14 protein-coding genes and 1 pseudogene are annotated in these 12,089 nt (G+C 58.2%); 10 read left to right on the top strand and 5 right to left on the bottom strand.

Features of this window, described 5'->3' with window-relative positions:
- From WA354_RS05460 to WA354_RS05470, 3 genes are all read right to left on the bottom strand, one after another.
- Positions 1–664: HlyD family secretion protein (locus WA354_RS05460; protein ID WP_472811998.1), on the bottom strand; the 664-nt coding region annotated here is incomplete at its 3' end.
- 52 nt (positions 665–716) lie between these two features.
- Entirely contained in the window at positions 717–2,099 is a 1,383-nt protein-coding gene (locus WA354_RS05465; RefSeq protein WP_472811999.1) for a TolC family protein, read from the bottom strand.
- A 241-nt stretch (positions 2,100–2,340) separates the two neighbouring features.
- A complete protein-coding gene (locus tag WA354_RS05470; protein ID WP_472812000.1) occupies positions 2,341–3,021 on the bottom strand; it encodes a hypothetical protein in 681 nt (226 codons plus the stop codon).
- A gap of 161 nt (positions 3,022–3,182) precedes the next feature.
- Here WA354_RS05470 and WA354_RS05475 point away from each other — a divergent pair, with 161 nt between their 5' ends.
- The 9 genes from WA354_RS05475 to WA354_RS05515 all read left to right on the top strand — a co-directional run bounded on the left by WA354_RS05475 (position 3,183) and on the right by WA354_RS05515 (position 10,463).
- Entirely contained in the window at positions 3,183–3,638 is a 456-nt protein-coding gene (locus WA354_RS05475; protein ID WP_472812001.1) for a hypothetical protein, read from the top strand.
- 165 nt (positions 3,639–3,803) lie between these two features.
- Complete coding sequence (gene ppk1 / locus WA354_RS05480) at positions 3,804–5,963, top strand: polyphosphate kinase 1 (protein ID WP_472812002.1); 2,160 nt, start codon at positions 3,804–3,806, stop codon at positions 5,961–5,963.
- A 229-nt stretch (positions 5,964–6,192) separates the two neighbouring features.
- Complete coding sequence (locus tag WA354_RS05485; protein WP_472812003.1) at positions 6,193–6,720, top strand: DUF4142 domain-containing protein; 528 nt, start codon at positions 6,193–6,195, stop codon at positions 6,718–6,720.
- Positions 6,721–6,877: 157 nt separating this feature from the next.
- The gene (locus tag WA354_RS05490; protein WP_472812004.1) at positions 6,878–7,063 is read left to right on the top strand and encodes a hypothetical protein; all 186 of its coding nucleotides are present in this window, start codon (positions 6,878–6,880) and stop codon (positions 7,061–7,063) included.
- Positions 7,064–7,166: 103 nt separating this feature from the next.
- A complete protein-coding gene (locus tag WA354_RS05495; protein WP_472812005.1) occupies positions 7,167–7,646 on the top strand; it encodes an HNH endonuclease in 480 nt (159 codons plus the stop codon).
- Between the two features lie 436 nt (positions 7,647–8,082).
- The gene (locus tag WA354_RS05500; RefSeq protein WP_472812006.1) at positions 8,083–8,268 is read left to right on the top strand and encodes a hypothetical protein; all 186 of its coding nucleotides are present in this window, start codon (positions 8,083–8,085) and stop codon (positions 8,266–8,268) included.
- 254 nt (positions 8,269–8,522) lie between these two features.
- A complete protein-coding gene (locus tag WA354_RS05505; protein WP_472812007.1) occupies positions 8,523–8,783 on the top strand; it encodes a hypothetical protein in 261 nt (86 codons plus the stop codon).
- Positions 8,784–8,835: 52 nt separating this feature from the next.
- The gene (locus tag WA354_RS05510) at positions 8,836–9,729 is read left to right on the top strand and encodes a hypothetical protein (protein WP_472812008.1); all 894 of its coding nucleotides are present in this window, start codon (positions 8,836–8,838) and stop codon (positions 9,727–9,729) included.
- A 2-nt stretch (positions 9,730–9,731) separates the two neighbouring features.
- A complete protein-coding gene (locus WA354_RS05515) occupies positions 9,732–10,463 on the top strand; it encodes a class I SAM-dependent methyltransferase (RefSeq protein ID WP_472812009.1) in 732 nt (243 codons plus the stop codon).
- A 22-nt stretch (positions 10,464–10,485) separates the two neighbouring features.
- On the opposite strand, the gene WA354_RS05520 is transcribed toward WA354_RS05515, so the two are convergent.
- Positions 10,486–10,911, bottom strand: coding sequence for a hypothetical protein (locus WA354_RS05520; RefSeq protein ID WP_472812010.1), 426 nt, complete (start codon positions 10,909–10,911; stop codon positions 10,486–10,488).
- Positions 10,912–11,079: 168 nt separating this feature from the next.
- On the opposite strand from WA354_RS05520, the gene sixA reads away from it, so the two are divergent.
- On the top strand, positions 11,080–11,607 hold the full coding sequence (gene sixA, locus WA354_RS05525) for a phosphohistidine phosphatase SixA (protein ID WP_472812011.1): 528 nt from the start codon (positions 11,080–11,082) through the stop codon (positions 11,605–11,607).
- Here sixA and WA354_RS05530 read toward each other — a convergent pair.
- Positions 11,559–12,089, bottom strand: a pseudogene (locus WA354_RS05530) (exopolyphosphatase); the annotation flags it as partial. The gene sixA and the pseudogene WA354_RS05530 sit on opposite strands and share 49 nt — an antisense overlap.

Genomic DNA, 12,089 nt, shown 5'->3' on the forward strand with positions numbered 1-12,089 from the left:
CGGCATCCCCTGCAGCCCGCTCATTCGCGTGCGCGCTCTCAACTGCGGCCTTCGCGGCATCCGCTGCCGCTACCGCCCCGTCGAACTGCTGCTTGCTGATCACATCTTTTTCGACAAGCGGCTTGTAGCGAGCCAGGTCTTGCTGCGCTTTCAAAGCGTTGGCCTCTGCCTGAATCACTTGCGCATGGGCGGCTGCCAACTGTGACTGAGCCTGTGAAATCGAGGCCGTTGCCGCACTCACATCCGCCCCGGCTGAACTCAGATTGCTGCCGGTGTTGATCGTCGTAATCGGGATGTTCACATTCGCTGCTGCCGCGGCGGCCTGCGCACTGGCCAGTGCGGCCTTTGCGTTTTCCACGGCGACCTGGTAGTCCCGTGGATCAAGCTCCGCAATCACCTGACCCGCCTTCACCTGCTGATTCTCATCGACCTCGACCTTGGCGACTTGCCCCGCGATCCTCGAACTGATCTGGATCAGGTGTCCATTGATCTGCGCGTCGTCTGTGTCTTCGTAATAGGTCGAGTGCCACCAGAAGCCGAGCCCCGCAAGAATAAGCACCACGACCACCGCGATGATGATGCCCCTGCGGCGAGAAGGAGGCTGCGTCACCTCGGTGCTCTCATCCCGCGGCGCCTGCACTGTTGTTGTGGTTGTATCCGCCACGTCTACTTCCCTCCGATTGCAAAACCAGTGTTCACGCGTCTCAAATCCAGCTTCACGGTTTTGGCCCTAGATATTTCCTGTAGTCCTGCCCCGCACCTAGCGCTCTTGCCAAACTCAGCTTGGCCACGTTGTTTCGATAGAGGCTCGATACGTACTGATCATTGGCTTGCGCGACCGACCTCTGCGCCTGGCTCACCGCGAGGTTGTCGTCGACGCCGTTCACATAGCGCTGCTGAGCCTCGCTCAGTGCTTCCGTTGCCAGGTCCACGCTCGATCGCGAGACTTCAACCTGCTTTTGTGCCGCTTCGATGTCCAGCAGCGCGTCGCGTACATCGGCATCCACCTGCGCGTTCAAATCGCTCAACTGCGCATTTTGCGTATCCAGTTGCGACTGCGCAACCTCCGCCTCGCCGCGCAGTCCGTACTCCCTGAAGATCGGCACGCTCAAGGTGCCTGCCGCATTACCTGTCCCATGCGAGCTTCCAAGGTTGGGTCCGATGACGCCGTAGTCTCCGTCAAATTTGATTGTCGGATACCGATCCGCCGTAGCCGCTTTCCGTTGCTCAACGGCCGCGGCAGTCTGCTCCACCATCGATGCCAGGTCCTTGCGATCAGCGTGGGCCTGCTTGATCAAGGCATCCACATCGATGTTGTCGAAAGCCGCGTACGGCTCCTTGTCAGACAAATTGAACTTCTGTTCCAAAGGCAATCCGATCGTGCGTGCAAGCGACAGCTTGTCTTTCTCAAAGGCGTTCTGGGCCACAATCAACTGCTGCTGCAGCGATTGATAATCCACCTGCGCACGCAATACGTCGAGTCTCGGCGAAGTTCCAGCGTCATGACTTGCGTTCGCCTGGTCGAGCGAAACCTTGGCCGTTGCCACCTGCGCAACATAACTCTCTATGAGCCCCTCGTCGGCCAACACCCGCATGTAGGCATTGCCCACAGTCAGCACCACCATGTCACGCGCATCCTGCTCTGAGAGCGTCGCCGCCGTGAACTGGTGTTTTGCCGCCATATACGTCCGCAGAGACTTCAAATCCAGCAGCGACCAAGTCAGCGATCCTCGGAGATCGGTATAGCCGAATGGCCCGATAATCGTCGGGAACCCGGGAATCCGCAACCCTTGCGCCGCCAGATCAACCTGAGACACAGCCTCGTGTGCGTTAAATTCCACATCCGGCAGCAACGCCTGCAACTGGGTCAACCGCTGCGCCCGCGCCGCATCGGTTTGAGTTCCGCTCAAAATCGCGCCCAGGTTGTTTTTCAGGCCCCGCTGCATGGCATCATCCAGCGACAAATCCAGGGTCAGCCCGGTCGCCTGGCCCGCAGTGACACTTCCCTGAAAGCTGCCCGTGGCTGGTCCTGCGCTCTGCCCTGGTATCTGAGCGGGAAGTTGCTGCGCAATGACCGGCAGCGCCGTCCTAGTCCCCATCAGGAGGGCCAATAGCGCACAGGCACAGAGATATTTTGGGTACTTCCTACAGTCGTCTGAAGACATCGATCGTATTTTGAAACCCCGGCAATGGAAATCTGCCGGAAAGTTGTTTGCACTCCAATAGATGCCCTATGTGGGCAGGCAGGTTCTTTATCTAGTGTACCGAACAAAAAACGAAGGGCGGTGTATTCCCCAACACACCACCGAAGTCCGTACGTCCCCCCCTCGGTCTCCGTCTTTATCTTGCCGTCGCCGCATGAATCAACTGCGAAGCCAGCGAACACAGCCCCTGCCGGAAGATCTCCCGAACTGCTTCCGCATTCCAGCCTTCCGCGCCCTTGCCACCATGATCGGCCAGCATGTCTGCGGTCTCATTCGCTGTGAAGCCCGCCACCGCCCGCAGCACGAAAATCACGCGCGTCTCGGTCGGCAGGCCTTCAATCCAGTTCTTCACGTTGTCGCGGTTTGGACCAGCTAACATGCCTTCCAGTTCTGCACGAGAAATTCCCGCCGATTCCAGATCGTCGTCCTCGATGCAGGTCGAGGCATGAACCAGCCCCTCAGGCGCCACCAGGCTGCCCGGTGTCCGCGCCGCAATCAGTTCAATTGCAGCAGCACCCAGAGCTCCCCGGCTGCTCCGCCGAGCCTCTGCGGCATCGCTGCAGGCCGAAATATCTGTCCGTGCCACCGCGGTCTCCACCAGCCCTATACTGGCTTCACCTTCGCCCACCAGCATCGAAGCCATATTGTAAAGACCTGCGGCTATCCGCTCCAGCATGTCATCCATGCCTTCCAGAACGTTGCTCACCGTGGCTTCATCTTTCGGGTGGCCGTCGAGCAGTCCCTGGACCTTCTTCGAAAAATCGTCCGCACCAGCCGGGATCGGCTCCTGTGGAATCAGGCTGTCTTTGGAATTCATCGAGAGCTCCTCTTTTTCAGGGAAGGATGCGGGGTTTCGCCAAGCCTCTATCCTCAACCCGCCACCCATCCCGGGTCAATTCTTCGATCGTGATAATTGCGCCTAAAGAATTGGTGGCTGGGAACGTATTAGACTAGGCGCGTGATTCAGGGAGGTGGGGAGTGCCGGAATCAACCGGGAACGACTGGGTGAGCATTTTGAAACGCACTTGTTTCTGGTTCATCTCCTTCGTTCTGGTCGTAATCCCATTTGGCCTCCTTGTCGGTGAAATATATGGGGCGGTCCTCTTAGTTCTTCGCGTCACCCTGATGGCTGCATTCCCCGTCTGGTGCTTATATCTGCCGTTCATCTTTCGCCTCAAAGATGCGAACGGGCGGCGAAGTGCAATCCTCCTTCTCGGTGGATTTCTGATCGGGCCAGCAACAATTCTGGTCTTGGGTCTGCTCATGAAAAATACAGAGAACTTTTTCTGGGGATTCTGGAGTGGCAACCCCGAAGGGATGGGGGCGGGTTATACCATGGTTTTAGCTTCGGTCGTTGGATTCCTAACATCGGCAATTTATGTGCTCTTCCTGAAATTCGTGCTCTCAAGGCACGCCGCGGCGAAGAGCGCATGACGTCGATCGGGCACGGAAGAGCGCCGGGTCCCTCCTTTTTGCATCCCTTTAACACCCCGCGTGCGCTCCTGCTGTAACCATGACTATTGGGACGATCCCACACTGCCCATTCCAGTTTCCCCGCAAGACGCTGTAGACTTGCCATCACGGTTTGTACGCACGCAAATGCCCACGACGAAGCAGAAACAAAAGCTCTTTACCGGACGCGACCACTCCTGGATGCAGTTCAATCGGCGCGTCCTCGAAGAAGCCGAAGACCCTTCCAATCCGCTCCTTGAACGGGTCAAGTTTCTTGCCATCACCGGTTCCAATCTCGACGAGTATGTGGAAATCCGCCAGGCCGGACTCATGCAGCGCATTGAAGACGGCTACCGTGAGCAAGGCTACGATGGCCTCCGCCCTGACGAGTCGCTGGCCTCACTCACCGCCGAAATCCACACCTTCGTTGAAGCCCAGTACCGCTGCTGGAACGACCAGCTCCTTCCCGAACTCCGCAAACAAGGCATCCGCCTCATGGAATGGGAAGAACTGGACGAAAATGCCCGCGCCTATGCCCAGGCTTACTTCCAGCGCGAAGTCGATCCCCTCCTCACCCCCATCGCCATTGACCCTGCGCATCCTTTCCCGCGCGTACTGAACAAGGCTCTCTGCCTCGCCCTGCTTCTCCGCCGCAAACGCAAAAGCTCGGGACCTCAGGTGCTCGGCGTCGTTACCGTACCGCGCGCACTTCCCCGCTTCGTTCGCCTTCCCGCGGAAGACGGCAAATTTGACTACCTGCTTCTCCAGGACTTGATCGCGCAAAACCTCGGCGGCATGTACCGCGGTTACGAAGTTCAGTCGCGTGTCGCTTTCCGTGTCACCCGGAACTCGAACCTCTACTTCGAAGAGGAAGAAGCGCGCTCGCTGCTCGAGACCATTCGCGTTGAGCTTCACAACCGTCGCAAAGGCGATGCGGTTCGTCTCGAAATCGAAGCTGGCGCCGATCCCGAAATCGTGGAACGGCTGCGCGTCAACTTCGAACTGGATGAAGACCAGGTCTTCCCCGACGACGGCCCGGTCAACCTCTCGCGCCTCATGTTCTTCTACTCAGACATCCAGCGCCCCGACCTCAAGTTCTCACCCTTCGCACCGAGGCCGCTCCATCTCAGCCGCAAGTCGACCAACATCTTCGACGAACTTCGCCAACACGACGTCCTGCTCCACCACCCCTACGACTCCTACGACCCTGTCGTCGACTTCATCCAGCAGGGCGCAGAAGATCCTGCCGTTGTCAGCATGAAGCAAACGCTCTACCGCACCAGCCAGGATTCGCCCGTCTTCTCCGCACTCATCGAAGCCGCCGCTACCAAAGAAGCCACTCTCGTCGTGGAACTGATGGCCCGCTTCGACGAAGCCTCCAATATTCGCTGGGCGCGCAGTATGGAGGATGCCGGCGTACAGGTCTTCCACGGCGTCGTGGGCCTCAAGACCCATTGCAAGCTCGCCTTGCTTGTACGTCGCGACGAAGATGGCGTCACTCGCCGCTACTGCCACCTCGGCACCGGCAACTACAACCCCATCACTGCGCGCTTCTACACCGACCTAAGCTTGCTGACGTGTGACCCGCAAATCACTGAGCGCGTGCACATGGTGTTCAACTACCTTACCGCGCACGCGGAGATCGACGACTATCGCCCGCTGCTCGTCGCTCCGCTCACCATGGCGGAAAGTTTTCTCGGCCTCATTCGCCGCGAGACGGAACACGCCCGCGCCGGCCGCCCCGCGCACATCGTCGCCAAGATGAACGCGCTTCTCGAGCCCAGTGTGATTGAAGCCCTCTACGATGCCTCCAACGCAGGCGTCGAAATCGACCTCATCATTCGCGGCCTCAGTATCCTTCGGCCCGGGGTCAAAGGCCTCTCCAGTCGCATCCGCGTCCGTTCCGTCGTCGGCCGCTTCCTCGAGCACTCCCGGATCTTTCACTTCGCGAACGGTGGAGACGACGAAATCTACCTCGGCTCGGCCGACTGGATGCCGCGCAATCTCTTCGAACGCTGCGAAGTCGCCTTTCCTGTCCGCGACCCGGCCGTCAAGGCGCGCATTCACGACGAGATTCTTCCCGCCTATCTCGCCGACACCATCAAGGCACGCATTCAGCAGGCCGATGGCACTTACCGGCGCGCCTCGGCAGCGAATGGTAGCCAGCCCTTTTCCGCTCAGGATTTCCTTATGAAGCTTTCCGAAGGCAAAGTCGATCTAAGCGCCATCCCCGAAATCAAAGCCGCCGCGGCGCCGGTTCGCCGCTCAAAAAAAGCCGATTCCGAACCCGCCCACGCGGCCGACTAGACCACCTCCGCAAATCGCGATCGACTGCGAAACATACCCCGGGGACCCCGCCCGCATCCAACCTGACGTAATGGGTGGCCCGCGGCGCGTCCGTCGCGCGATTTGTCACCTCCGTCCGATATGGGTGGTACCCGTGCAACTGCCACAAATTCGTATGTCCCCGTACATCTGTCTGATCCCTGCCCATTTCCGCAGAAGACAAATCCTCAAAATCAGGAGAAGAATCCACATGAAGCGCATTCTTACAGCCGCTTGCTGCATCCTCGTCGCGTCCCTCCCCGTCCTGGCCCAGAAGAAATCAGCCGCAGGAAAGACCATGACCGATCAGCAGTTCGTCGATTTCGCCGGACAAACCGATATGGTCGAGGCCAATCTTGGGCAATTGGCTCAAGATGCCGGCAGCACACAGCAGGTGAAGGACTATGGCAACATGCTCGTCACCGATCACACCAGCGACTACAAGCAGCTTACCGACGCCGCCAAACAGGCCAATCTCACCGTGCCCACGGCCATTGACGCCGAAAACAACAAAACCATGATCGCTCCCTTCCAGAAGCTCAAAGGCACCGCATTCGATCGCAAATATGCACAGGAAATGGTCTCAGGGCACACCAAGGCCATCGCGATCTACAAGAAGGAAGCGTCTGACGCGCAGAACGATGTTATCAAGTCCTACGCCGAAGCAACCCTGCCGGTGCTCGATAAACATCTCTCCGGCGCGAAAGACCTGGAGAAATCCAAACCGGCGGCAAAATAAAGGTTCAATCGCGAACTCATACGAGTTCTGAAACCACATCGCTCTTCTGCGGCGCAAGGTCCGTTTCAGCGCGTAGGAATTGCCGTAGTCCCTCTGTCCAGGGCATCCATATGTCCCCTCGCCACTCGTCCGCATCCAATCCACTTCAGGAGACCGTATGCCCGAACAACCCCCTGACCCACTCCACTACGACATGCGCATACCCCCTGCTCCTGATCCCGATAAAAACAGCGGATCTGAAAAAACGCCCGGCAATCAGGACGAAGCCGAAGCCGGCACCCCCGATAACACCAGTAGTGTTCGCGGCGACGAGAACTCCCAGGCAGACCGAACTTCGAAATAGTCAGGCAGGCACGAGATCTCCCACCTCAATTACGGGTGCTCTTCTTTGTACCCGTCGCGCAGAACATCGACCAAATTGCGGCCGCGCCGTTTAGAACAAAACGATGAGCACCTCACGCGCGATGCGAGGCGGTTGGATTGATCGCAGGGCAATCCCTCGCGGCCCCAACGGGCGGGGCATCTGTCGGTGGTGTTCGCTTGAGGTTCCGCGCGGCCGCTACACATTCTGCTCTGCGTTCTGCGTGCACGAATGGAAACTGCGCACGCAGCCGGCGTATCTTCGCGAGCAGGTGCTCGAACGCGATCGCGGCATCTGTGCAATTTGCGAGATCGACACCATTGCCGAGGCCCGCAGGCTACGCTACACGCGGGGCGCGAACCGCGCATCACTCCTCGATCATTGGGGCATGCGCAACAGATCGCGCAAAAGCCTGTGGGATGCGGATCACATTGTGCCTGTCGTCGAAGGCGGAGGCGAGTGCGACCTCGAGAATATCCGCACTCTCTGCCTGCGCTGCCATCGCCAGGCAACTCTGCAATTGCGCAAGCGGAAACTGCGTGTAAACGCAATGGTTGCCGTTTAAGGCAGGCCACGAAACATTACACCCGTAAACCATCTCGGACCGACCGGCATCTCAATCTTTATAGTTTGGGCCCAAGAAATTTAAACCTATTGAAAGCGGTGTAAAGATCATGCCCTACGAAATCCCATTAAATGTAATAGAGATCCTCAAAAGCACGTTGTATCTCCTGGAGCACACACTCTACCCCGGAAAAGACGGCAAAATCGTATCGGACCTAAAAAAATGCATCAGCGGTGCCATCACCGCATTAACAGCCGAGGCTATCGGCACCTAGGAACGACCTGAAGACGGGATCCCGAACCTCGGCAAGTCCGGGATCTCGATTCTTCGATGACCCGAATAGCGCCTCTCTTCTGCTGCGAAAGCCGGGTGACGAATATCACCAACAAAGCGGAAGCGTTGAACCAAAGTTGTGGGACCATCGTAAAGAACACCTATGCGCGTCTTTACTACAATCTTTCTTGCTCAACCACCAGCGGCACACGTCGAGTGCGTTGACCAAAGCAGCGAGTTCGATCAAGGCTACAACGGCCTGGCCGAATTCCAGCAGGCGTTACGCGAACGTATTGCCATGCTCGAGGCGTGCAGTTGGTATGAGGACGACGGGGCCGATGAGAAATAGACATCCGTCGCCGAGAATAAACCTGATTGAAAAATCCTCCTGCTTATAGGCGATAAGTCCTTTTCGCGGAATTACTCCAGTTCTCGTCAAGCATCGAGTCTTATCTTTCCTTCTAAGTTGCTCAATCCAAACAGCACTCTTCCTTTGAGCTTTTGCAGGCAATTTGACTCACCTTGCTACAGTCTGAAGAGGATAGAAAGTCCGACCGTCCGTGCTTAATTGCACACGCACAAACGTCGCGCAGGGAGAACCACATGACAGCAGACACACCGCAGGTATTTACAGGAATCACTCAGGCGCAATACGCAAAATTGATTGAAAAGGCGAGAGCCGCAGGCATGGTGATCAACGGCAACAATGGGCGCGCAAGCAGAATGGGCGTTGAGCTCGAGTGGAACTACTGCGAAGAAAAACAGGAACTGGTCCTCACCTGTCTCAAGACACCGTTCTTCGTCAGTGCTCAGGACGTCAATGCAAAGCTCCACGCACTCGTAAACGAAACCCTCAGGGCCTGACCTTCGCCGGAACCGCTACATCCTCACGCTCGCTCCTTTTACAATCACAGCAGTGGCTTTTCCCCTGGCCAACCCGCTAACTCAGCGCCAAAAGATTTGTGAACGCGCGCCGCTCCGCCTCGGTCAAGCTCCGCGCGCGCTCCATCTATGGCATCTCGCCAGCCTCGACGCGCCCACGGTCGCCGTGGTGTGGGCACTAGCCTTTGCATGGGCAGCCGGCGTTCACCTGGACCTCTGGATCCTGCTGCTTCTCGCATGTGGAACATGGACCGTGTACGTAGGCGATCGCCTGCTCGACGCCCGTCGTGCAATCCGCTCGGGCAATCTTGATGCTCTGCGCGAGCGCCATTATTTTCATTGGCGGCATCGGAGCACGCTGATTCCCATCGCCTGCGCGGCAGCCGCAGTTGCAGCAGGCCTCATCGCGCTACGCATGCCGGTCGCGGCGCGCAGTCGCAACTCCATTCTGGCCGCCGCCGCACTTATGTACTTTTCAGGCGTGCATATGACGGCGAGGCTTCCCCGGTGGCTGCGCAGATTCGCTTCGAAGGAGTTGCTGGTGGGTCTGCTGTTCACCGCCGGTTGCTCCGCGCCAACGCTCACGCGTCTCCACTCGGCGTCATGGCCGATCTTTGCCAGTCTCATTCTTTTCGTGGCCCTTGCATGGGCGAACTGCGCCGCAATTGAGAGTTGGGAATCATCGATGAATCAAACGACCGTCTTCCTGCATACATTCGTTCTCGGCATCGCCGGCCTCGCCGCATCCGGAGCTTTTCTCTTTATGGATACGCGCGCCTCCGCTCTCGCCTTTTCCGCTGCAATAAGCGCGCTGCTTCTGTCTCTGTTCGATCGCACCCGAACTCGTATCTCTGCACTCACCCTGCGCACGCTTGCCGACCTGGTCCTGCTGGCGCCGCTTGTTTTCGTGATTCTGGGGGCACGCTGACTGTGAGAAGCGCAACCCTGGAGTTGATCCAGCATGACCAATTCGCGTCTTCCCAACCTGCCAATTTCAACCGACTGGCGCGCGTCTATCGTTGGCTCGAGTGGTTCAGCTTCGGTCCGATACTCTCTCAATGCCGGCGCGCATTCCTTGGCGAAATGAAAAACCGGCGAACCGCTCTGGTTATCGGAGACGGCGACGGGCGCTTCACCGCGCAATTGCTCAAACAGAATCCGCACATCGTAGTCGAGGTCGTGGACGCAAGCGATGCGATGCTGCGCCGACTGATGCAGCGCGCAGGTCTCAACGCTGGCCGCGTGCACCCGCATTTGGCCGATGCCCGCCAACTCCATCTCGCTTCATGCGGGTTTGACCTCGTTGCTACGCATTTCTTTCTCGATTGCCTGACAACCATCGAGGTGGAATCCCTGGCAATACGCCTTCGGAGATCCATGACACCCGATGCCCTCTGGGTAGTTTCCGACTTCGCCATTCCCGACAACTGGTATGGGCGCCTCATTGCCAAGCCGCTCGTGACCGCACTCTATCTTGCGTTCAGATTCATGACCGGACTCACGATCCGGAAACTGCCTCGGCATCGTGATGCGCTGCAAAGAGCCGGATTCATCCTGACCAGGCAACAGAAACGAGTGTGGGGGCTCCTCGTCAGCGAACTCTGGAGGCCCACGCCAGTCGCGAATCCGATCTCACTTTCACAGAAAGCAGAGGCGGACTGAATGCCTTGCGCAGCCGACCCGATCAACGCGGAACCTTGAGCCGCCTGTACTGTTCCTCCGTAAGTTGAAGCCAGACTCCGCCGCGCCCCATCTCCAGACCATAGTCCAGAGCCTGGCGGTCCTGAAGATCCGCGAAGTTGCCGACCTTCTCCACAATCGCTCGAATCTTCTCCGGGCCTTGAAAGTAGTAGCGCCGTGGAAGGGGTGTCTTCAGGTCCTCCTCAAGAAACTGGCACATCCAGTTGGTCCGATACATGTAATACATGTAGATCCGATGGATCTGCGGCGAGCGGCACTTCGCACATAGCCGTTCACCCGGCGTGGGAGGATCGTCGGGAATAAAGTTTCGGCAGCGAGCGCAGATTTTGCCAGCAAGGCGCATACGGACGGTTGAGGAGCGTTCCCCCATGCACGCAGTATAAGGCGAATGGAAGGCGAAAATATGCACAGCCCATTTCTTCTTTCGCAACCGTTCTGAGCAAAACAGAAGCTGCTTATAAGCCTCTCTTTAAAAGAGATTTGCGCGATATAGCCTACCTCGGCATATTACAGCCGTGTTAAAATTCAGACTCAAAGGAAGTGGCTTGACCCTGCCGGATACGCCCATCCCCCTACGATGAACCTCTACCTCATGCGACATGCCAATGCTGGAGTTCCTCGCGAGAGCGCTAAGCTCGACGCCAAGCGGGGCCTCGTCGCGGAAGGCAAGGAGCAGTGCATGATCATGGGCCGCATGCTCGGCGCCCTCAAAGTCCAGCCCGACGTGATCCTTTCCAGCCCCTTGAAGCGTGCGCTTCAAACCGCGCAGTTCGTCGGCAACGAGCTGGGTTACGAAGGCAAGGTTGAAGTGAGCTCTGCACTCGACCTCAACGCCAGCTACGCCGATTTCCAGAAGCTGCTGGGCAAATACGCCGATCGCCAGGACGTACTGGTAGTCGGACACAACCCCAGTCTCTTCCAGTTCATGGGCCGCCTCATCACTGGAAACGGTGGAGCCGGCGTCCGCATGCGCAAGGGTTCAGTTGCCCGCATCGATATGGAAAAACACCCGCCGCTGCTGCAATGGCTCATCGATCCGCGCATGGCTCGCTGGATCTACGCGAGCGTTGCAAAGAGTTCGCGCTCGAAGACCTCGCGGAAATAGTCAGCTTCCTTGCGCAGCGACCACAGCTCCAGTTCCGCACCGGTCCGGCCCGGTTCCAACTCCAGGTACACGCGCTTCGGATAAACCCTCGCGACCACCTCGAGCACATCGCTGGCCCGGTCCTGGTTCAGTGCCACGGCGAGGCGCAGCAGCACCACAGCGCGCTCCACATTCTTGTGCTGCTCTGAAGGAATGTTGCGGAGAGCGCGATCGTCGGGCTGAGGACGGCTCTTGCCCTGGTAACGCGCAATCGCCGAAACGATTGTTCGCTGCACCTGCGTGTATCCATACATCTCCGACATCGACACGATGTACTGCGTGTGCCGGTGATGCCCCTGGTGGTTGATGAACTTTCCGGTATCGCGCAACACGGCAGCCGCCGCGAGCCAGTCTTCGTACTCCGACGGCAGGCGATGCAGCGCCTGTAGCTCGCGGAACAGTTGCACAGCGTGCGCGCGCACCGGCTCCGCCTGGCGCATATC

The sequence above is a fragment of the Occallatibacter sp. genome, assembly GCF_049802275.1.
Lineage (GTDB): Bacteria > Acidobacteriota > Terriglobia > Terriglobales > Acidobacteriaceae > Telmatobacter.

Bases quoted from the DNA above. Each gene is read 5' to 3' on its own strand.
- WA354_RS05505 (WP_472812007.1), top strand. From the start codon at position 8,523: ATGACAGCAGACACACCGCAGGTATTTACAGGAATCACTCAGGCGCAA.
- WA354_RS05465 (WP_472811999.1), bottom strand. From the start codon at position 2,099: ATGGGGACTAGGACGGCGCTGCCGGTCATTGCGCAGCAACTTCCCGCT.
- WA354_RS05495 (WP_472812005.1), top strand. From the start codon at position 7,167: ATGAGCACCTCACGCGCGATGCGAGGCGGTTGGATTGATCGCAGGGCA.
- ppk1 (WP_472812002.1), top strand. From the start codon at position 3,804: ATGCCCACGACGAAGCAGAAACAAAAGCTCTTTACCGGACGCGACCAC.
- sixA (WP_472812011.1), top strand. From the start codon at position 11,080: ATGAACCTCTACCTCATGCGACATGCCAATGCTGGAGTTCCTCGCGAG.
- WA354_RS05490 (WP_472812004.1), top strand. From the start codon at position 6,878: ATGCCCGAACAACCCCCTGACCCACTCCACTACGACATGCGCATACCC.
- WA354_RS05500 (WP_472812006.1), top strand. From the start codon at position 8,083: ATGCGCGTCTTTACTACAATCTTTCTTGCTCAACCACCAGCGGCACAC.
- WA354_RS05485 (WP_472812003.1), top strand. From the start codon at position 6,193: ATGAAGCGCATTCTTACAGCCGCTTGCTGCATCCTCGTCGCGTCCCTC.
- WA354_RS05470 (WP_472812000.1), bottom strand. From the start codon at position 3,021: ATGAATTCCAAAGACAGCCTGATTCCACAGGAGCCGATCCCGGCTGGT.